15 protein-coding genes are annotated in these 21,641 nt (G+C 70.9%); 5 read left to right on the forward strand and 10 right to left on the reverse strand.

The window, feature by feature from the left end; translation table 11 throughout:
• The first annotated feature begins 181 nt into the window (after positions 1-181).
• Positions 182-1,417, forward strand: coding sequence for a cytochrome P450 family protein (locus BN6_RS24310; RefSeq protein ID WP_015102406.1), 1,236 nt, complete (start codon positions 182-184; stop codon positions 1,415-1,417).
• 93 nt (positions 1,418-1,510) lie between these two features.
• Positions 1,511-3,169, forward strand: coding sequence for a carbamoyltransferase N-terminal domain-containing protein (locus tag BN6_RS24315; protein ID WP_015102407.1), 1,659 nt, complete (start codon positions 1,511-1,513; stop codon positions 3,167-3,169).
• Positions 3,170-3,172: 3 nt separating this feature from the next.
• Here BN6_RS24315 and BN6_RS24320 read toward each other — a convergent pair whose 3' ends face one another.
• The 5 genes from BN6_RS24320 to BN6_RS24340 form a co-directional block, all read right to left on the reverse strand.
• Positions 3,173-4,099, reverse strand: a complete 927-nt coding sequence (locus BN6_RS24320; RefSeq protein ID WP_015102408.1) for an AurF N-oxygenase family protein — start codon at positions 4,097-4,099, stop codon at positions 3,173-3,175.
• A 42-nt stretch (positions 4,100-4,141) separates the two neighbouring features.
• Positions 4,142-6,229: an aminodeoxychorismate synthase component I gene (gene pabB, locus BN6_RS24325; RefSeq protein ID WP_015102409.1), complete on the reverse strand. Its 2,088-nt coding sequence runs from the start codon at positions 6,227-6,229 to the stop codon at positions 4,142-4,144.
• Positions 6,226-7,074 carry an arylamine N-acetyltransferase family protein gene (locus BN6_RS24330; protein WP_197540180.1) on the reverse strand — a complete coding sequence of 283 codons (849 nt, stop codon included), beginning with the start codon at positions 7,072-7,074 and terminating at the stop codon, positions 6,226-6,228. Before BN6_RS24330 ends, pabB begins: the two co-directional genes overlap by 4 nt.
• The gene (locus BN6_RS24335) at positions 7,071-7,898 is read right to left on the reverse strand and encodes a UbiA family prenyltransferase (RefSeq protein WP_231904738.1); all 828 of its coding nucleotides are present in this window, start codon (positions 7,896-7,898) and stop codon (positions 7,071-7,073) included. Before BN6_RS24335 ends, BN6_RS24330 begins: the two co-directional genes overlap by 4 nt.
• Before the next feature lie 79 nt (positions 7,899-7,977).
• Entirely contained in the window at positions 7,978-9,150 is a 1,173-nt protein-coding gene (locus BN6_RS24340; protein ID WP_015102412.1) for a cytochrome P450, read from the reverse strand.
• Between the two features lie 265 nt (positions 9,151-9,415).
• On the opposite strand from BN6_RS24340, the gene BN6_RS24345 reads away from it, so the two are divergent.
• A complete protein-coding gene (locus tag BN6_RS24345; protein WP_197540181.1) occupies positions 9,416-10,636 on the forward strand; it encodes a cytochrome P450 in 1,221 nt (406 codons plus the stop codon).
• Between the two features lie 48 nt (positions 10,637-10,684).
• Here BN6_RS24345 and BN6_RS24350 read toward each other — a convergent pair whose 3' ends face one another.
• The 5 genes from BN6_RS24350 to BN6_RS24370 all read right to left on the reverse strand — a co-directional run bounded on the left by BN6_RS24350 (position 10,685) and on the right by BN6_RS24370 (position 15,879).
• Positions 10,685-11,515: a methyltransferase domain-containing protein gene (locus BN6_RS24350; protein WP_015102414.1), complete on the reverse strand. Its 831-nt coding sequence runs from the start codon at positions 11,513-11,515 to the stop codon at positions 10,685-10,687.
• A gap of 87 nt (positions 11,516-11,602) precedes the next feature.
• Positions 11,603-12,511, reverse strand: a complete 909-nt coding sequence (locus BN6_RS24355) for an SAM-dependent methyltransferase (protein ID WP_015102415.1) — start codon at positions 12,509-12,511, stop codon at positions 11,603-11,605.
• Between the two features lie 37 nt (positions 12,512-12,548).
• Entirely contained in the window at positions 12,549-12,929 is a 381-nt protein-coding gene (locus BN6_RS44085) for a LuxR C-terminal-related transcriptional regulator (protein ID WP_084672923.1), read from the reverse strand.
• Positions 12,930-13,312: 383 nt separating this feature from the next.
• Positions 13,313-14,068, reverse strand: coding sequence for an EF-hand domain-containing protein (locus BN6_RS42365; RefSeq protein ID WP_015102417.1), 756 nt, complete (start codon positions 14,066-14,068; stop codon positions 13,313-13,315).
• 287 nt (positions 14,069-14,355) lie between these two features.
• A complete protein-coding gene (locus BN6_RS24370; protein WP_015102418.1) occupies positions 14,356-15,879 on the reverse strand; it encodes an alpha/beta hydrolase in 1,524 nt (507 codons plus the stop codon).
• Positions 15,880-16,510: 631 nt separating this feature from the next.
• Here BN6_RS24370 and BN6_RS24380 point away from each other — a divergent pair.
• Together BN6_RS24380 and BN6_RS24385 are read left to right on the forward strand one after the other, a co-directional pair.
• On the forward strand, positions 16,511-16,981 hold the full coding sequence (locus BN6_RS24380) for a hypothetical protein (RefSeq protein ID WP_015102420.1): 471 nt from the start codon (positions 16,511-16,513) through the stop codon (positions 16,979-16,981).
• A gap of 141 nt (positions 16,982-17,122) precedes the next feature.
• Positions 17,123-21,253 (forward strand): CHAT domain-containing protein, encoded by a 4,131-nt coding sequence (locus BN6_RS24385; RefSeq protein WP_015102421.1) that lies wholly within the window; start codon positions 17,123-17,125, stop codon positions 21,251-21,253.
• Positions 21,254-21,641 lie beyond the last annotated feature (388 nt).

Consider the following 21,641-nt stretch of genomic DNA (forward strand, 5'->3'; position numbering starts at 1 on the left):
ATCCGCTCCCCAGCCGCCACCGGCCACCGGCCACCGGCCACCGGCCACCGGCCACCGATCCTCACGGTAAGTGTCTCTGCGCTTGCCAGGAAAGCACTTCGGACCACGCTTGGGGTTTTTGATAACCATCATTGCGGCGACCGGTCGTCCTTGATATTGATCCTATGAGGAGGAAGCGCCCATGGACCACGGTTCCGCCCCGCTGGTACTCGATGACGAGTTCGTGCAGGACCCTTACCCGGTGTACGCGAAGCTCGGCACCGAGGGCTCGGTGCACCGCGTGATGATGCCCCCGGGAGTCCCCCTGTGCGGCGGACTGGAGGTCTGGCTCATCACCGGGTACGAGGCGGTGCGCTCCGCACTGGCCGATCCCCGGCTGAGCACCGACCTGAACAGGATCCACGGGCTGTTCGCGCGGAAAGGGCCGGACCGCGCCCAGCGGGGCGGTTTCTCCTCGGCCCTGGCCAGCCACATGATGCACACCGACCCGCCGGACCACACCAGGCTGCGCAAGCTCGTGAGCAAGGCTTTCACCGGCCGCGCCGTCGAAGCGCTCCGGCCGGGGATCGAGGAGATCACCGATGGGCTGGTCGACGCCCTCGCCGACCACGACACGGTGGACCTGCTGGACGCCTTCGCGTTCCCGCTGCCGATCCGGGTGATCTGCCTGCTGCTGGGCGTACCGGTCGAGGAACAGGAGAACTTCAAGTCCTGGTCCCAGGCGCTGGTCTCCGGCGACTCCCCCGAAGCGGCCGCCGCCGCCGCGACCGCCGTGGCCGAGTACCTCGGCGACCTGATCGGGCGCAAACGCCGCGCGGCCACCGACGACGTGCTCACCGCGTTGATCTCGGCGCACGACGTGGACGACCGGCTGACCGGCACCGAACTGGTCTCGACGGCCTACCTGCTGTTCATCGCGGGTTTCGAGACCACCCTCAACGCCCTGGGCAACGGCACGCTGCACCTGATGCGCAACCGGGACCAGTGGGAGGCGCTGCGCGCGGACCGTCGCCTGCTGCCGGGCGCGGTCGAGGAGTTCCTGCGGCTGGAGAGCCCGCTGAAGCACGCCACCTTCCGCTGTGCCACCGAGTCCCTGAGCATCGGTGACGTCGAGATCCCGGCCGGCGACTTCGTGCTGCCGGCGATCGCCGCCGCCAACCGGGACCCGCTGCGCTTCGGTGATCCGCACGCGCTGGACGTCCGCCGGCCCGCCGCCGGCCACCTGGCCTTCGGGCACGGCGTCCACCACTGCCTCGGGGCGCCGCTGGCCAGGGTGGAGGCGCAGACGGCGTTCGGCGCCCTGCTCGACGCGTTCCCCGCCATGACGCTCGCCGTCGACCCCGAGGACTTGCGGTGGCGCAACAGCACGATCATCCGGGGGCTCGACTCACTGCCGGTACGACTAGCCCACCGCTAGCCCGCTTTTCGGAGCAGCACGCCACCAACCCGTTTCGGCGTGCGCCGAGATGCCCTCCAGAATGCTGTACGGCCGGAAAGGTGTGGCTGACCGATGCGCATATGCGGGATCAAGGCATCACACGACGCCGGGGTGGCCGTCATCGAGGACGGTCGCCTGCTGTTCAGCCATGAGATCGAGAAATTGGCGAACGGCGGGCGTTACAGCTCCCTCGGCGACTTGGACCGGGTGACCGAGATCCTCGCCGCCGAGGGCCTGTCGCCCGCCGACATCGACCAGTTCGTGGTCGACGGCTGGTACACGAAAGACGCTGCGGGCCGGCACGCCGTCGCCGTGACCTCCGGCGGCCTGCCGGTGCGGCTCCGAGTCGCACCGTACGTCGAGAGCCCTGGCGACGGCGGTCCGCTGCAACGCCACACGTTCAGCGGCCACGGTTTCGGCGACTACGCCGGCTACACCCACGTCGCCAACCACCTCATCGGCACGTACTGCTCAAGCCCGTTCGCCGCCCGGGGCGAAGACGCGTTCGTCCTGGTCTGGGACGGAATCATCACGCCGCGCCTCTACCGGGTGCGGGCCGTGACCCGTGAGGTGACCTTCGTCGGAGACCTCATGCCCGTCTTCGGAGGCAGTTTCGCGGCGTTCTGCGCGCGGTTCGAACCGTACCTGCGCGAGACCGACGACATGGCGTCGGACCGGGCCATCCGCCACCACCTCTCCGTCGCGGGGAAGGCCATGGCCTACGCCGCCACCGGCCGGGTCGAGACCGGCGCCTTCGCCGTCTTCGACGACCTCCTGGCCGAGTACCGCGACATCCCCGTGGACCGGGTGGGTGTTCTGGGGGACAAGGTCGCCGCGAACCGGGACGAGCTGATGCCGGGCCTGTCCAACGCCGACCTCATCGCCACCTATCAGGCCTACCTCGGCCACCACCTGCTCCGGCGGCTCGTCTCGGCGGTGCGGGGCCGCTTCCCGGACGGCGGCAACCTGGTGCTCGGCGGCGGTTGCGCGCTGAACATCAAGTGGAACACCGCGATCCGTGCCAGTGGGGTCTTCGGCGAGGTCTTCGTCCCGCCCTTCCCCAACGACGCGGGGGCGGCGATCGGAACAGCGGCCTGCGAGATGTTCCGGCGCGGCCGGACGGCGCTGGAGTGGAACGTCTACAGCGGACCTCGGCTCCCCACCGGCACCGTCCCCGACGGGTGGCGCGCACAACCCTGCGACGAGCGCCGGCTGGCCGCCCTCCTGCACGCCGAAGACGAACCGGTGGTCGTCCTGTCCGGCCGGGCGGAACTGGGCCCGCGCGCGCTGGGCAACCGCAGCATCCTCGCGCCCGCGACCAGCGCCCGGATGAAGGAGCGGCTCAACCACATGAAGAACCGGGCCCAGTACCGGCCCGTCGCGCCCATCTGCCTGGCGGACCGCGCGCCGCAGGTCTTCGACCCCGGCACCCCGGACCCCTACATGATCTTCGAACACCGCATGCGGCCCGGCTGGGCCGAACGCGTCCCGGCGGTCGTCCACCTGGACGGCACCGCGCGGCTCCAGACCATCGAGTCCACCCAGGACACCGCCACAGCGCGCATCCTCGCCGCCTACGCGGAGATCAGCGGAATCCCGGTGCTGTGCAACACCAGCGCGAACCTGGCGGGTCGCGGCTTCTTCCCCGACGTCGAGTCGGCGGCCCGGTGGGGCGGGACCCGTTACATCTGGTCGGAGGGCACCCTGTACACCAACACGAACGCGGGTTGATGCTCACGTGCCCGGCCGGACGAGGTCGGGGCCGATACCCAGGTCGTCGAGCAGCAACTGCAACGGAGCGGTGTCCCGCCGGGGTGGCGGGCGGGACGCGGCCCACTCGTCCAACTGGTCGACCCCGATCTCGAAACCGCCTTGGGCCGCGACGATCACCCACGGCTCCAGGTCGGCGGAGCGGAACGCGGTCAGACCACTGACGAGCGCTTCGCGGAACACCTGCTGCCCGGCGCTGTCCAGGCTCCGGTAGAGCGAGCCGCACAACTCGCGGAACACCACCGCGTGGCCGCTCTCGTCCCGCCGGTGCAGGTCGGTGGTGATCCGGTTCATCGGCTGGATCTCCTGGGCCGTGGCGAGCGCGGAGAGGAACCCGCTGATCGTCGTCTCGGCGGCCAGCGAGAACGCGATGTCCACGATGTCGCGGTCGAACCCGGACAGCCCGGCCCGGACGGCGGCGCGTCCCCGGACCACCGCCCAGACGTCCGGTGCGAACCGCACCCCCGCCAGGGCGCGCCGGCGGCGGGTGACGCCGACGGCGTTGTGACACATCAGGATGTGGTAGTGCTCGTCGATGATCGTCTGGTGCAGCGCGTCGACCGCCACCTCGTCGCGCCGGACGGGGATCCGCTCCCGCAGCATCAACCGGCAGGCCGGCAGGATGATCTCGTCCTCGATGGCCGCGGTCTTGGCGTTGTAGGCGATCCACGCGGCGGAGAGGATGCGCTCGCGGGCGTCCCGGTCGAGCCGGTCCGCGCCCGGCAGGCCGAGGACCGGCACGAGGTGTTCGGGGAAGTCCGGCAGCGCCGGGTCGAAGTGCCCGTCCAGGTCGAGTTCGTCCTTCTTCACGGCCACCCGGTGACCCCAGCGACGGGTCAGCTGGACCAGCAGGTCGCGCTCGTACTCTTCACGTGCGGCGGTGCCGGGCATCGGATACCTCCTTCAGGTGTTCAGCACGGGAACCGTTGTGGCTCATCGCGGAGGGCCGTCCGACACCTCGGGCGCGCGCCAGGCGCGGAGGGTCGCCGCCGCCTTGAGCAGCATCTCCTCGTACTCCTCCTGCGCGTCGGAGTCGAGCACGATCGCCCCGCCGGCACCGATGGTCAACCGGTCACCGACGCGGACAGCGGTGCGGATCACGATGTTCAGGTCGGTGCCGCCGGAGAGGCCGAAGTAGCCGAGGGCGCCGGAGTACACGCCCCTGGCCTCCGTTTCCAGGCCGTCGATGATCTCCATGGTGCGCAGCTTCGGCGCTCCGGTCATCGAGCCGCCGGGGAAGCACTGCCGAACGCAGTCCATCGCGCTGATCCCGTCCTTGAGCCGGCCGTGGACGGTGGAGACCAACTGGTGCACGGTCTGGTAGCTCTCGACGGCCAGGTACGGGTCGACCTCGATGCTGCCCACCTGGCACACCCGACCCAGGTCGTTGCGCAGCAGGTCGACGATCATCAGGTTCTCGGCCTGCGTCTTGGCGCTCGACGCGAGCGTGGCGGCGATCTCGGCGTCGCGCACGGGGTCGGCGTCGCGGGCAGCGGTGCCCTTGATCGGCTTGCTGGTGACCGTGCGGTCCCGCTCGATGCGCAGGAAGCGCTCCGGCGACGAGCAGAAGACCGTGACGTCGCCGAGGCGCACCAGCGCGGCGTACGGTGCCGGGTTCACCCGGCGCAGCCTCCGGTAGAAGGAGGTGTCGTCGTCGTGGAACGGCAGGTGCAGCGCGTCGGTCAGGCAGATCTCGTAGCTCTCGCCCGAATTCAGCTGCCGCCGGCACTCCGCGACGTCCGCCAGGTACTGGTTCCGGTCGCGGACCAGGTGTTCCTCGACGTCCGGGGGCAGGTCGGCCGGGACGACCGGCTCGCTGTCGGCCGGGTGCAGGCCCGTCAGGTCCGCGGCCGTCCGGTCCACCCACTCCCGCGCGTCGCGGGCGGTCTTCTCGTCGTGAACAGCCACCAGGTAGGTCAGCCCTTCCTGGTGGTCTACCGCGATGACCCGATCGGCGAACATCCAAGCGGCGTCCGGTGTTTCGGCGGTGTGGCGGGCCGCGCCGCGGCACTCGGCCTTGAGCTCGTAGCCGAAGTAGCCGACGTAGCCACCGGTCAGGTCGAACGGCAGGTCGGTGTCGGGGGTGCGCCGGTCGCGCAGCCGCTGCTCCAGGACGTCGAACATGCCGCCGGGGACGAGGCGGACGCCGTCGGCGTCGCGCACCTCCACCACCCCGCTGCCGGTGCGGCAGGTCAGGACCTCGCTGAGCGGTCCCGACGTGTCACCGAGGAACGAGAACCGGGAAAGATTTTCCTCCACCCGGCTGCTGTCCAACCAGAAGCAGTGCGGTTTGTCGGCGAACAGCTCCAGGAAGATGGCCTCGGCGTCGGCGTCGGTCCGCACGACCCCGCTCACGACGCCCAGTTCCGCGACCGCACCAGGGGTGTCGTCGCGGGCTGTGGTCCCGCTGAGGGTGATGGACGGCCGCCGTCCGCGCCGCGCCCGGCGGGTCAGTTCGGCGAAGTTCCGCAGGATCTCGCCGCCGCACTGGGAAGCGACCGACTCGGGGTGGAACTGCACGCCCCACTGCGGCCGATCGCGGTGGCGCAGCGCCATGAGCACACCGTCGTCCGCCCACGCCGTGGCGATGAGCGCGTGGGGCAGCGGCTCCTCGACGCACAGCGAGTGGTAGCGGACCGCGACGAACTCGCGCGGGACGCCGGCGAACAGCGGGTCGCCGTTGTGGGAGACCTTGGCCGGGTAGCCGTGCCTCGGTTCGGGCGCGGTGACCACCGACGCGCCGGCCAGGTGCGCGATCGCCTGGTGCCCGAGGCAGACCCCCAGCACCGGCAACGTGGTGCGGCGCAGCAGATCGCCGACGAGGCCGATGTCCCGGGCGTGCTGCGGGCGGCCGGCACCCGGTGAGACGACGATGTTGTCCACGTCCGCCGGCAGCGGGCCGGACAGCATGGGGTCGTCGTTCACGACCACGATCGGCTCCTGGCCGTTGATCCCGGCGATCAGCTGGTACAGGTTGAAGGTGTACGAGTCGTAGTTGTCCACCAGCAAGGTGCGCGTCATGGGTCGGCCAGGGTCTTGCCGAGAGCCTGGAGGTCGCGTGACTCCAGGGTGATCCCGAAGATCTCCTCGGGAGCGGACAGCGCCTCGGCCTCGTCCAGCTCGCGGACCGTCGCCGGCTCCCCCGGCCGGATTTCGGTGAGCACGGTGCCGACGAGGACGTGCCGCACCTTGGGCTGCGTGCGCTGGAGAACCATCCGGTGGTTGAACGGCGAACGCGGGTGCGTGAGGCAGAAGTGGTTGAGCAGCTCGAAGTCCGACGGGTAGCGCACGTCCGTGGTGAAGCCGTACAGCTCCGCCGGCCCCTCCGGCCGCAGGAACCGCAGTACCCGTTCACCGGTCGGCTCTCGCACGAGGTCGAACGACCAGTCGCCGTCCAACCGCGCGTTGTCTGCGAGCTGGATCGGCTCGTGCGGTCCGTAGGCACCGAAACTCACGTCGTGGAGCCAACGTTCGCCGTCCAGCTGCACGCACAGGGCCACGTGCAGGGCCGGTCCGAACTTGTTCCCGGTGCGGATCCGCGTCCTGGCGGCGAACGCCGTGAAGGTGAACCCGATGCGGTCCAGAACAGCCGCCATCAGCACGACCTGTTCCAGGCACCAGCCACCGCGGCCTTGCCGCACGATCTTCTCCTGAACGCTGCCCAGGTCCAGCGGCACCGCCGTGCGGCCGAGCAGTGCGTCCAGGTTGTCGAAGGGGATCGCGTCGACGTGGGCGGTGTGCAGGCCCCGCAACGTGGACAGGTTCGCGGCCACGTCGCCTTCGTAGTTCACGCGCTTCAGGTAGGCGTCCAGGTCAACGGCACTCCCCTGCCACATCGACTCGGTCACACGCTGCTCGTCCGTCATGTGAACTGCCCGGCGACCACGGCGGCGAGGATGATCCACCCGAAGCAGGTGTTGGCGACGAAGGCGTCCCAGCACGACCTTGGATCGTCCAGGTCCACGCGCACGACCAGGTAGGCCAGGAAGAACCCGGCCAACACGGCGATCAGGAAGAAGCCCCACCCCACCGGCGTCCGGGAACCGGCCCACAGCACGCCGCCGACGCTGAGCACGACGAAGACCACCAGCCACGCCTTGGTGGCTTTGCCGAACAGCAGTGCCGAAGACCTGACGCCGATCTTCCGGTCGTACTCCTTGTCCTGGTGGGAGTAGATCGCGTCGTGGACCAACGTCCAGAACGCCCCGGCGGCGTACAGGCCGTACACCGCGGGAGGGTAGTCGACGCTCCCGGTCACCGCCGTCCAGCCGATCAGCACGTAGATGCTCATCACCAACGCCAGGAACGCCGAGGGCCAGAAGAAGATGCGCTTCATGAAGGGGTACGCGACGATCAACGGGTACGAGGCCGCGGCGACCAGGGCTGCCTCCACGTTCGCCACCGCCAGGACCAGCAGCGCGGCCACGCCCTGGGCGGCGGCGAACAGGAGTGCGTTCCCGATGCCCACCGCCCCCGACGGGACGGGGCGCGACGCGGTGCGGGCGACTCGGGCGTCGACGTCCCGGTCCACGACGTCGTTGACCGAGCAGGCCGCGCCGCGCACCAGCACCGCGGCGACAGCGACGACCACCACCGTCAGCAGGTCCGGTCGCTGCCCGGCGGCGAGGACGACGGCCCACAGCCCCGGAAGCAGGTACAGCACGTATCCCGTGGGCCTGTCCAGTCGCATCAGCAGGAGGTAGGCGCGGACGGGACCCGGACTTCTCGTGACCATGCCCGCGGATATCTTGTGCAGCATCAGGATCCCATCACCAGGTCACCGGAAGTCGGACCAACCCGCCGATCAACGTGTCGTGGCGCAGCTCCAACTCGTCCACGCCGACAGCCAGGCGCAGGGTGGGGAATCGCGCGAGGAGCTGGGTCAGCACCACTTGCAGCTGCATCCGCGCCAGCGCCGCGCCAACGCAGTGGTGCGCGCCGTACCCGAACGCGAGGCTGCCGGCGGTGTCGCGCGTGACGTCGACCCCGCCGGGGTCGGCGAAGGCCGTCTCGTCGTGGTTGGCCGCGATGATGTTCAGCAGCACGAAGTCGCCGGCCCGGATGGTGACGCCGTCGATCTCGAAGTCCGTCACCGCGTGGCGGGGCATGCCGCCGTTGTGCGGGTTCGGCATCGACAGCCGCAGGGTTTCCTCGACGGCGCCGGGAACAAGGGTCGGGTCGTCCAGCAACGCCTGCCACTGCTCGGGGTCGGCCAACAGCAGCAGGACGCAGGTGCCGATCCGGGCCACCGTGGTCTCATAACCGCCGAACAGCAACAACGCCGTCAACCCGAGGATTTCGTCGTCCTCGATCTTCTCGGTCGCGCAGATCCGGGAGATTACGTCATCGGCCGGATCCCGCCGCTTGCCGGCGATGAGCTGCCGGCAATAGCCCAACAACGCGCCCACGCCCTGCTTGGACCTGACCGGGTCCCCGATGGTGGCGGCGTCCCGGGTCCAGCCGCCGAACCGGTCCTTGTCCTCCTGCGGCACGCCCAGCCACTCGCACATCACCTGGATCGGCAGCGGCAGCGCCAACGCCCGGCGCAGGTCCACCGGTGACTTCCGCCCGGCCAGTTCGTCCAGGAGCTGCCCGGCCAGCTTGTCGACGCAGGTCCGCAGCGCCGCCATCCGCTCGGGTGCGAAGTGCGGCTCCAGCAACGCGCGCAGCCGGGCGTGGTCGGTGGCGAAGCCGCCCAGCAGGCCGGCGAGCAGCGCCGACCCGCTGTCCTTCGCCGCGGCCTCCGGATCGGGGTTCGTGCGGCTGAGCCGGTCGTCGTCGAGCAGCTGCCGCACCCGGGCGTGACCGGTGACCAGCCACGCCTCGTCACCGCCGGGGGTGCGAACCCGGTGGACCGCGCCCCGGGCTTGGAGCGCGCGCAGCCCCGGCGCGAGTTGCAGCACGTCGGCCTGCGCGAAAGGCAGTTGAGCCGGGGTAATCACTGACGACCTCCGCCGGAATCGAAATTCGGACCGCCGAGCAGTCGAATCCCTGGTGCCACCGGGGAATTCGAGCGGAAGTCCCGGCTATTATCGTGAGCGACCCGTCCGGAGGTGTCAACGCCGCCGCGTGACCAGGTCCGACTTTGGGAAAAACCCCAAAGAAACCGGCGCAAAGCCTCGATCGGACTATTCTGCGGATTGACGGCCGGCAGGCCGCACCGAGAGCTGGAGAGGCGAAATGGCGGTATCGGCCGATCCCGGGCAATTGCGTGAAGGCAGGCCGTTCGACCCGTATGGCGCACATCGCGACGACCCGTACTCGTTCCTGGCCGGCATCGGAGACGCGGAGCCGGTGTTCTACGCCCCGTTGCTGGGCGCGTGGTGCGTCACCCGGCGCGAGGACCTGATCGCCGTGCTGCGGGACGACCGGAGCTTCTCGGCGCGCGACCACAACCCCCGTCCCACGGTCCCGCTGCCCGAGGACGTGAGCCGGATGTTCCGCACCTGGCGCGGTGCCGGCGCGGTGGCCGTCGGCTCGCTCGACCCGCCCGAGCACACCCGGATCAGGGAAGTGCTCAACGCCGGGTTCACGCCGGCCAGGGTCAGGGCGTTCGAACCCACGATCCGCGCGATCGCGACCGACCTGGTCGAACGTGCCGCGGTGACGGCGGAGTTCGACTTCATCTCGGCGTTCGCCGTGCCGTACGCCCTGGAGGTGATCTGCCGACGCCTCGGCGTGCCGAACGAGTACCTCGACCGCTGCCGCACGTGGTCCGAACAACGCATCGAACTCATGATGCTGCAACGCGACGGCGATCCCGACCTGCTGCGCGACTGCGCCCGCGGGCTGATGGACTTCGGGGCGTTCGCCCGTTCACTCGTGCGGGAGCGGCTGACCGCACCGCGCGATGACCTGATCAGCGAACTGCTCCACGAGGGCAGGGCGGGCCAGACGCTGACCGCCGACGAGGTTGCCGTCCAAGTACCCACACTGATCTTCGCGGGACACATGACCTGCGCCGAGGCGCTCGGCACGATCCTCTTCCAGCAGCTCCGGTCACCCGGCGGCTGGGCCGAGGTCGTCGACGGGACGATCGCGACGCGGGACCTCGTGGAAGAGGGGTTGCGGGTCGACAGCCCACTGGCGGGCATGTACCGGACCGCGATCCGTGACGTCGTGGTCGGCGACGTCCACCTCGCTGCCGGGAGCCGGCTGCTGCTGTTGTACGGCGCGGCCGGCCGGGACAGTCGCGCCCACGCCTGCCCGGCCGCGTTCAGCCCAGGCACCCGGTCTGCCACGCACCTCGCGTTCGGGCACGGCATCCACTTCTGCCTCGGAGCCGGGTTCGCCCGCGCGGAACTGGAGATCGCGGTGCGGGCCGTCGCCACCAGGATGCCGGGCCTGACCCTGGCGCCGGGGCCGCCGCCACGGCACCGGCCGGTGTTCCCACTCCGGGCGTTGACCGAGTTGCGGGTGCGGCAGTAGCGACGGCCCGGCAGCGACGGCCCGGTAGCGACGGCTCGGCGCCTGCGGTCAGGCGCGGACCGCGGTCAGGAACAGGTAGCCGCTCTCCGGGGTGACCGCGGACAAGCGCATGAAGTCGATGAGCGAGGCGGCCTGCGCCTCGCCGACCAGATCGGCCAGCTTGTCGCGGACGGTGTCCACGGCGTCGGCCATGAGCGCGAGGGTGCGGGAGCAGTTGTCGCTGATGTCACGGATCTCCACGTCGACAAAACCGTTGGCGGCCAACGCCTTCCGGTACTCGTCCACGGTGCCCAAGGAGCGCACCGCGTAGTTCTGGCAGATGTGGTCCAGCAGCGCGCGTCCCGCCGGGCTGACCGGACCGCGCTCGATGACGTCGGCGACGGCGAGGCGGCCGCCGGGGCGCAGGACGCGGGAGATCTCGCCGAGCACCTGGCCGCGGTCGGGCATGTGCCACATCGACTCGAACGCCCAGGCCCCGTCGAACGAGCCGGCCGGGAAGGGCAGGTCCATCGCGTCGGTGAACTGGAAGGTGGCGCGGTGGGCGAGCCCGGCCGCGGCCGCGAGTGCGGTGGCCCGCGCCACCTGGGCGTGGCTGACGGAGATGCCCACCACGTCCACGTCGCAGGCGCGCACGAGCCGCAGCGCGGGGTGGCCGATGCCGCACCCGACGTCGAGGACCCGCTCGCCGGCCCGCGCGGCGAGACCGGAGATCATCAGGTCGGTCAGCCGGTCGGTGGCCACCTCGACGGAGCTGTCGTCGGCGTCGTCCTCCCAGTAGCCGTAGTGGATGTTGGGGCCCCACGCGGAACCGTAGATCCGACCGATCCCGTCGTACACCTCGGCGACGTCGCCGGGAGCGGGAGACTGGCTGAGCGTCATGAAGAACTCCGTATCGTCGGGACGGTGGCGGGACATCGGCGGCCGGCCGCGCCGGCGCCCGGCGGGGACCACGCCGGGCGCCGTCGCTCACCTCAGCTCGAAGCGCAGGAAACCCAGCCGCAAGCCCCCGGCCCGCCACTCGGCCCCCAGCGCCTGGTTCGCCATCAGGGAGATCCGCAACTGCCTGCGGTCCACCGCCGAAAGGCTGCTGTCGCTGTCCAGCACCGCCTTCGTCCAGGCGGTGCTCTCCTCCCAGAACGGCAGGGTCTCCGACGTGGCGTCGACTTCATCGACCAGTTCGAACCCGGCGGAGCGCGCGGCTTGCGCGTAGTCGAGCACCGTGGCCGGTCTGGTGTAGAAGTACTCGGCCCACACGTCGGCACCGTGCGGGCGGGTGAGGAACACCTCCTCGACGCACACGTTCCCGCCCGGCCTGAGCACGCGCGCCAGCCGCTCGAACCACCGGGCGCGGTGGAAGTACCCGCTGCTCTCGATGGCCACCGCCGCGTCGTAGGGGCCGGACACGGGGAGCTGCATCGCATCGCAGACCAGCGTTCGGACCTGCCGGCCCAGACCGCACTCCCGCGCGAACCCGTCGACTATCGGCGCGTGTTCCGGCGCGTTGGTGACCGCCGTCACGTCGGCGCCGTACTCCTGGGCCCAGAAGATCGAGCCGCCGCCCAGGCCGCAGCCGACGTCCAGGACCTTCCCCGACAGCCGGTGCCCGGCGTCCCAGACCTCGGCCGCGTACCGCAGCAGACCTTCCTGATGACACCGTATGCTGCGGCGGATGGCATCAGGCGTCGCGTCGTGGGCGCGCAGCGGCCTTTCCGCAGACGGGTAGTAGCCGACGTGGTAATGGATTTTCGGGCCAGGCCCGTACTTGCGGACGAGCCTGGCCGTTTTGTCGTCGTAGTACTGGCCGACGAGTCCCACCTCGTCCGGCGGGTCCAGCACCGCTTGCGGTGGACTCGACAGTTCATCCAGATCTGACACGGTGAGTTCTCCAGGGCTCGGAGGCCGACAACGCCGGTCAATTCACGGTTTCCCACGCCACCCGCGGCGGCCACGAATCCGTGCGCAGGAGTTCGAGGACGAACGCCTTCGACACCAGCGACACGCGGTTCGGCACCAGCAGCTTGTCGGACATCACGCGGACGTGGTAGTCGATGGTCTTCGCACTGAAGTACAGTTCCCTCGACAGTCGCCCGCTGGAGAAGCCGGCCGCGACACCCTCCAGGATTTTCGCCTGGAGGGAACTGAGGGTCCAGCAGTCGACCTGGAGTGCTGTGCAATCGGCAGAGCCGGCCGTCGCCGGACTTACCGGACCGGAGAACACCTGCCCGAAACCGTGCTCCCGGACACAAACCGAGTGGTGCTCGCAGTTCAGCCTGCCGTTCCGCCCGTTGTCCATGACACCCATCCATTCCCGTACAGCCGGCCAGGTCAGGAGTGCAATCGTCAGCGCCGCGGAGGTCGCGACCGACCGCGCCAGGCCGCCGCTCGCGATTGGTGCCTCGGCGGTGAATCCGCCCGATAAGTCCGCACCACGCCATTTCCCACAATTTTCCGACATGGCGGGGAGGCCCCTCTGAAGTGGAGGCCAAAGCGGTTCTGGTGCCGATGATGGCGACAGAGGCCGACCCGTCGCACACGTCACGGCGACGGGTCGGCGCGTCGGCGTCGGCCTCGGGGTCCACGGGCGGGCGAGTCCGACCGCCGAGCAGTTCCCTGGCCGCCTGGTTCGCGCGACGTCAGTCCTGGTGGAACTCGTCCTCGACCGTTCCCGACCGCGGCCTACAGCGGGCCGTAGAGCCAGTTGCCGTTCGCGTCGGGGTCCTCGCCCGTCCAGAACTCGACCACGGCCTTGCGGACCTCCTCGGCGCGCAGGCTGCCGTCGGCGTCGTGGTCGAGCCGGCGGAACGCCTGCTCCCGACCCTCGGCAGCGGCCCCGCCCATGCCCCGGGCCAGCGTGGCGTACTCGTCGAAGTTGAGGTGTCCGTCGCGGTCGGCTTCGAACAGGGCGTACCAGGCGGCGGCGCTCCGGTGCAGCGAGTCGACGAACCCGGCGTTGTCGCCGTCGATGGCGGCCCGGATGCCGCGTTCGTAATCGGCCGCGGTCAGCCTGCCGTCGCCGTCCTCGTCCACCTGTTGCAAGTAGGTGTCCCAGATGTGGTGCATGGAGTCCTTGAGCGCCTGCGCCTTTTCCGGGTGCGCGCCGAAGGGGGCGGCCAGGGCATCGGCGCGGGCCGATATGTCCTGCGCGGTGACGTAGCCGTCCTGGTCGTTGTCGAGGAGCCGGAACATGTGCTGCAGCTTGCGACTGAGAATGGAAGTGGCGGTGGCGGTCACAGTCGGTTCTCCTCGTCGGATCGTGGCGATCGGCGGTGCCTGCCGGGTTTGCGGAACTGGTCCGAAAAAGTGATCAAGGACCGGATGTCCGCCGGGCTTGTCGAACTGCGCCCTTACCGGTCTTCGGCAGTCACTTCCGAGGTTAGGGGATTCGCGCTGGAACCGCATTCCCCCGGGAGAGGGGTGTCGAGACCGCCACATTGGCCGACGTCCCGGTCGAACCGCGCATTCTGTGAATCTTCCGGTCCTGTCAACCCGATGGGGCGGGTGAAATTTTCACCCGGACAGGTGGGGTGTCCGTTTCGTGGTGCACGGAAGGCGTCTCGGTTGCGCTGTTCAGGCGAGCGGCCCGGTGTGATCTTTCCAGTGCGGCCCGGACTCGTGGACGTGATCACCCGCCCGTCGCCGGGCGGGTGATCGCGGTGGACGCGACCGCCGGCCGATCAGCCCGCAGACTGATTACCGGCTGAACCCCGGTGACCCCGCCACTAGAAGCGGGTGGCGACCAGTGGGGATTTCGGCTGGACTTGAGCGGACGGGTCGGGCAGGGGCATTCCGGGACAGGTCGAGTCTTTCTCGGGGATCTTCCCGTCCACGATGAAGGATTCGACCACGTTGTCCACGCACGCATTGCCGAAGGCGTAGACGCCGTGGTCGCCCTCGTCCGTCACGGTCAGCAGCCGGGAGTTCGCGAACTTCCGGTGGGCTCGTTGCGCCCCCTCCAAGGGCGTCGCGGGGTCACGGGCCGACTGCACCATCAGGACCGGTGGCACGCCCTTGCCGGTGGGGGCCTTCAACTGGAGGGGCGGGCGCTTCCAGAACGCGCACGGGGCCGTCGTCTGGTACCAGCCCGCCAAGGGGTACTGCTTGCCGAGGCGTTCCGCTTCCCGTGCCAGGTAGTCACGGCCTCCGTGGAACTTCGTGTCGTTGCACGAGACGGCGAACGCCGTGGCGCCGGCGGCGTCGGGGTAGCGGACCTCGGGCGCGGCCGCGGTGGTAACCCCGGTGGTGGGCTGGGCGAGTTCGGAGAACGTCTGCGCCGTGTAAGGGAAGTTGGTCTTGCTGTACAGCCCCTGGATCAGCAGCAGGTCGAGCATGACGCCGTTGTAGACGGTGCCGTCGGGGCGCTGGACCGGGGCCTTCGCCAGTCGCGCCCTGGTTTCCTCGTACTTCTGGCGGACCTGTTCCGCCGTGGTGCCCAGGCCGTAGCGGCTGTGGTACTTCGCCACCCACGGCAGGAAGTCGACCCGGAAGCGGCGTTCGAAGCCCGGACCGAACTCGGCCGACGAGTTCTGGAACGTGGTGGTGAAGTCGGTGTTCGAGTCGAACACGAACTTGTCCACGCGGTGCGGGAAGTAGGTCGCGTAGTAGGCGCCCGTCCAGGTCCCGCCCGAGTAGCCGATCCAGCTGATCTTGTCGCGGCCGAGCAGGTGGCGCAGCAGGTCGTAGTCCTTGACCGTCTGCTCGGTGTTCACGACCTTGCCGAACTCGCCCGAGTGGCGCTGGCAGGCGGCGGCGTGCCGCTCCGCCGCGTCGTAGATCAGCTCGACGTTCGCCCGGCTCCGGTCGCGGGGGTCGGTCACCGTCAGGGAGTCGGCGTTCGCGCAGGTGAGGTTGGTGCTGGCGCCGGTGCCGCGCGGGTCGACGCCGATGATCTCGACGTTGTCGACGAGCCGCGACCTGCTCTGGAAGTGCAGCGGCAGGGTCCGGCCCGGTGCGCCGGGGCCTCCCGGGTTGGTCACCACGCTGCCCCTGGCGTTGCCGGGCTTGGCCTTGAGGCGGCTGATGGCGATGGTGATCGTCTTGCCGTCGCCGGGGCTGCGCCAGTCCTGCGGCGCTGTGTACGTGCTGCACTCCAGGGTGGGTTCGGGGATGTCGTCGCACGGCGCCCAGGTGAGGCGCTGGGCGTGCAACGGGGTTCGTTGGTCCTGCTCCCGGGCTTGCGCCTGCGCCGGGGCTGGGAGCGTCGCCACCAAGGCGACTGCGGACACGGCTACCACAACTTTTCTCATGAGCACCCCTCTGGTCGTGCCACCACCTCATATGTGCGACGGGTGGAGGACAACCTGGGAAGCACCGGGTGTTCGGGTCTACGAAAGCACCAGGCCGGTCGGTGCCTCGGGACGGCCGCCGTCAGTGATCGCCGCCGCGCGGAGCGTCACCGCGACGGCGATTCGCCCGCCTCCCGCGCCTTGAGCTCCGCCTGCGCCGCGAGTCCGTCCGCCATCTCCTGCATGAAGCCTCGGAGGTGGTCCGGGAAGGACTCGCGCAGCTCCGCGGCGACCGGGTCGCCCCGATCCCGTCCCGCCCGTCGGACGAGAGGCCGTCGGACTGGCCGGGCTCCAGCGAGTCGATCGGTGTCCACGTCGGCCGGCTCCGCGGATCCAGCAGCAGGGCCCACACCGCCGACGGGGGTGCCGCGGATTCGGCCGTCACGTCGTAGTCGCTCATGGGGCCGACGCCAGTAACGGGGTGATCGGGAAGGAATGCGCGAGACTGCGGCCTACCGGTCGGGAATTGCGGTGGACCCGGACGCCGGCCGGTGTCGCCGGCCGGTGTCGCTGACCGCGCGTGACCACGGCTTCACCGCTGGGCGCAGCGATGACGCCCGTCCGTGGCGGCCCGACGTGGGTCAATGGACTCATGCGCCGACTTCTGCTCTCCGTGGCCGCCCTGCTCCTGCTCACGCCGGCCGCGCACGCGGCGGGCGGCGACCCGTTCGACTACGTCCAGATCAGGAGTGCGGGCAGGCCCGCCTTGGTGCTCACGGCAGGCGAGGGCGGCCTGGTGACGCTCCGCCCCGGAAGCGGTGAGACCGGCCAGCAGTGGCGGATCTTCCCCTCGGACACCGACCCGTACGTCACGGTGCTGGTCAAGCCGGCCGTCGACTGCCTGACCGGCTACGAGCCGCAGGACGTCCGGATGCTCAGCTGCATCGGCACCCAGACCCAGAGCTGGGCGAAACGCACCCAGCCGGACGGCTCGTTCGCCCTGGAGAACGTCGGCCACGCCAACGCGTGCCTGACCGCGCTGCGCGCCTTCTCCCGCGTCGAGCTCACCCCGTGCGACGACGACCGCGACCAGCTCTGGACCGCGGTGGCCGGCACCCGCTGAGCGACCGCCGGACGGACCCCTGGACGGACCGCGCCACGCGACGAGCGTCCCCACCAGCGATGACCCGCCAGGTTCACGGAACCGGCGTGACCGTGCGGTGACCCCCAGTAAGGTCGGGCTTCGACAGCACGGGGAGGCCCAGTGAGCTGGTGGAAACGCGAGCCGACGCCGGAGCATGATCAACCCGAGTTCGTTGTCACCGAGACGAATCAGAACGGCGCTGTCTACGAGGTCTACCGCGCCGCCGACGCCGAGGTCGCGAAGGCGTTCTTGTTGACCAAGAAGGTCGAGCGCGGCTTGTTCTACATCGTGGTCGAGACCCCGCAGGGGAACTGGGGCACGGATGTGGAGGGGCTGTACCTGGAGAACCTGCTGCCCTGGCAGGCCGACACGAGGTCGGCGGACTGCGTCGGACACATCGAGTCCATCACCAACTTCTTCGGCCTGCGAATGGCCGGCCGAGGTGATGGCGACAACTTCATCGTGCGGGTCGCGTGCGGCCGGTGTGGCCATTCGTGGCACGACGCTGTGCGGTACCGGAACGACACGGTGGTCCGCTGTCCGGGCTGCGCGGCGCGGAACACCGTCGACTCGTCCGGGATCACCGTCACCATCGATCCGGTCCGGCGGACCGAAGCAATCCTGAGCCCGTACTCGGTCGAGCACGAGGACGCCGAACCGGTCGACACCGGCGACCCGGAAGCCACGCCGGCGGCCCTGGATCACGCCGTCGCCGCCGCTCGGGACGCGGTGGCCGCGACGCCGCCCGGCCAACCGCACCGACCCGGCCGCCTGTTCACGCTGGGCTGCGTCATCGAAGAGCGGTTCACCCGGTCGAGCGAGCCGGCCGATCTGGACGCGGCGCTCGCCGCCTTCACCGAGGCCGCCGACAGCACCTCGCCCGGGGACCCGGCGCGGGCCGAGCGCCTGCTCGCCGTCGTCCGGTTGCTCAACGCCCGGCGACACCTCGCCCACCAGGCGGCCGATCTCGACGCGGTCATCGACAGGTCACGCGCGGCGCTGGCCGCCCTGTCGCCGGGGGCGGCCGAACGACCCGCGCTGCTCTTCCAGCTCGGTCTCGCGCTCCGCGAGCGCTTCGAGCGCACCGGCCGGCTCGGCGACCTGGACGACGCCGTCACCGCCGGTCGCGAGGCGGTGGCCGGGACTTCCCCCGACGCGATCCGCCATCCCGGCTACCTGGCCACCCTGTCGGCGACGCTCCGCGTCCGGTTCGAGCACACCGGGCGGCGGGACGACCTCGACGAGGCCGTCACGACCGGACGCGCCGCCTCGGCGGGAGCCGGGCCCGACCACCCCGACCGCGCCGCGTGCGTGAGCACACTCGGTCTGGCGCTGCACGAACTGTTCGTCACCACCGATGACGAGGCCGCGCTGACGGACTCGATCACCGCGTTCACGGAGGTGTGCGCCGGCACCGGACCCGACGACTCGAACTACGCCGGGATGCGGCACAACCTCGGCCGCACGCTGCTGGCCCGGTTCGAGGTGGCGAGCCGACTGTCCGATCTGGAGGGTGCGGTCGCCGCAACCCGCGCTTCGACGGCCGCGGCCACCCCGGAGGACGCGGAGTTCGCGAGGTTCCACGCGCAGTACGGCATGGCGTTGCTCGCCCGGTTCGACCACACGGGCGACCCGACCGACCTGGACGACGGCGTTGCCGCACATCGTCAGGCCGTGGTCGCCACGCCGGCCGGTCACCCGGACTTCGCGCTGCACCGGGCCGGGCTCGGGACCGCGTTGATGACCCGGTTCCGACGCACCGGGGCGGCGGCCGACCTCGACCAGAGCGTCCTCGTCCTGCGCGAAGCGGCACAGGCCACGTCGGCCACCCACCCGGACCACCCCGGTGTCCAGGACATGCTCGGCGTCGCCCTGCACAGCCGGTTCCAGCGCACCCTCCAGGAATCCGACCTGGACGAGGCCGTCGTCGCCGGCCGCCAGGCGGTCGCCGGCACCGCACCCGAGCACGCCTGGTACCGCCGGCGCCTGTCCAACCTGGGTTCCGTGCTGCACACCCGCTACCGGCACACCGAGCGCCTGGCGGACCTGGACGACAGCATCGCGCTGGACCGCGACGTGATCGCCGCCACCCGGCCCGACGACAGGCACCACAAAGTCTTCCTGGCCAACCTCGGCACGGCGTTGGTCGACCGGTACCGCGTCACCGGCGCACCGGCCGAGCTGGACGAGGCCATCAGCTCGGTCCGGCGGGCGATCGCGGGCACGCCGCACGACCACCCGCTGCTCCCCGCCCACCTCAACAACCTCAGCACCGCGTTGCAGGCCCGGTACCAGCGCACCGCCGAGGCGGGCGATCTGGACGAGGCGCTGTCGGCCGCACGTGACGCGGTCGCCGCGACGGCGCCCGGCGAGCCCGACCGCACCGCTCTGGTGCAGCTCGCGGTCCTGCTGGGCATCCGGTTCGAGCGGACCGGCGAACTCGCGGACCTGGACGAGGCGATCACCACCGCCGGCGAGGCGGCGGCCGGCCTCCCCGGCGAACACCCGGGCCGCGCGAAGGCGCTGATCGTCCTCGGCACGACGCTCCGCGACCGGTTCAGGCGCACCGGCCGACCGGGCGACCTGGACCAGGCGAGCGCGGCGTTGCAGGAGGCGCACGGCGTCGAGTCGGGCGCGCTCCCGGACCGGATGGCCGCCGCCGGGATGTGGGGCGAGCTGGCGTTCGAGACCGGCCGGGTCGACGCGGCCGCGGCCGGGTACGCGGCGGCGGTGCGGCTGCTGCCGCGGTTCGCCTCGCACGGCCTTTCCCGCGCCACCCAGGAGGACCGGGTCGCGCGCTGGAGCGGCCTGGCCGCGGACGGCGCGGCGTGCGCGGTCCGAGCCGGTCGTCCCGAGGAGGCGGTGGAGCTGCTCGACGCCGGCCGGTCGGTGTTGTGGGCGCAGCTGTTCGACCTGCGCACCGACCTCACCGAGCTGGCCGAACGCGAACCCGCGCTGGCCGAGCGCTTCGAGCGGACCCGGACGCTGTTGGACGCGCCGCTGCCGGCGGTGAGCCCGTCCGGCGATGACGAGGACCCGCGCGCCGAGCAGAACCGCGTCGCGGAGGAGCGGATGCGCGCCGCCCGCGAGTGGGACGACCTCATCGGCCGGATCCGCACCATCGCCGGGTTCGAGCGGTTCCTCCGACCCACGTCGTTCGCTCAGCTCCGGGCCGCGGCCGGTACCGGCACGGTGGTCATCGTGAACCTCAGCCGCCACGGTTGCGACGCGCTGCTGGTCTCCGCCACCGGTGTCGACGTGGTCGAGCTGACCTCGCTGACCCGCGCGGCGGCGGTGACGTGGACCAACGCCCTGCTGGGCGCCCTGGGCCACGCCGCCGACCCGAACCGCACGGTCGCCGAACGGGACCAGGACCGACACACGGTCCTGGACGTCCTGGCGTGGCTGTGGGACACCATCGCGGAGCCGGTGCTGACCAGGCTCGGCCACACCGCACCGCCGGCCGGTGCGTGGCCGCGGATCTGGTGGTGCCCTACCGGTCCGCTGGCCCTGCTGCCGCTGCACGCAGCCGGCCACCACCCCCGTCGCCGGACCGACGCCGCCGGCGGCACCGTGCCGGACCGGGTGATCTCGTCGTACACCCCCACGCTGACCGCGTTGTCGCGCGCCGCGAGCGCACCGGCTCCGGCGGGCAGGCCGACGCTGCTGGCCGTCGGCATGCCCACCACTCCCGGCGCGACCGACCTGCCCGCCGTGTCCGAGGAACTGGACCGCGTCCACGCCCGCCACCCGATCACCACCCGCCTGGAGAACCGGACCGACGGCAAGTCCTCGGGAACACCGACCAAGGCCCGGGTCCTGGCCGAGTTGCCGAGGCACGCCTGGGCGCACTTCTCCTGCCACGGCAGCCAGCACTTCAGCGACCCCGTCACGAGCGCGTTCTGGCTCGCCGACGGCCCGCTCAGCATCGCCGACCTGATCCACCACAACCCGGGTCGACGTGAACTGGCGTTCCTGTCCGCCTGCCAGACGGCCAGCGGCAGCCCCAGGATGGCCGACGAGGCCGTGCACCTGGCCGCGGCGATGCAGCTTCTGGGCTACCGGCACGTCATCGCCACCCTGTGGTCGGTCTACGACCACGTGGCCCCGAGGGTCGCCGACGCGGTCTACTCCGCCCTCACCACCACCTCGGACGCCGCTGACGCGCTGCACCAAGCCGTCGCCGCGTTACGGGCGCGGTGGCCCACCGACCCGCTGGTATGGGCGCCGTACCTCCACACCGGCCCGTAGCGGTCGCTTCACCGGTTCCGTGCCGCACAACGGCGCAGTCGCAGCTCGGGCGGGAGGGGTCGCCATGGGCGAGGTGGTCGGCCTTGGCCCGGGTGAGGGCGCGGTAGGCGTCCTGCTTGGCCGACCAGCGGCGACGGCGGCGGCGAACGCGCAGGCGGGCCAGGTGCGGCAGTGGTGGCTTGCGGGCTGTCCAGCGGTCCGCGAGCAGCCGCGCCCGATCGGCGCGGCCCGGAGCGGTTCGTCGAACAGGGCGCACCGCGCGGACTTGTCGGGACACGGGACCGATGCCCCACGGGGTCACGGTGCGCACGGTGCCGAGGCCGCGAGCATCGCCGCTGCGCTACAGCACGGCGTGCAAAGTCTTGATCGGCGCGGTGAGTCCTCGCCC

This window comes from Saccharothrix espanaensis DSM 44229 (assembly GCF_000328705.1).
GTDB lineage: Bacteria > Actinomycetota > Actinomycetes > Mycobacteriales > Pseudonocardiaceae > Actinosynnema > Actinosynnema espanaense.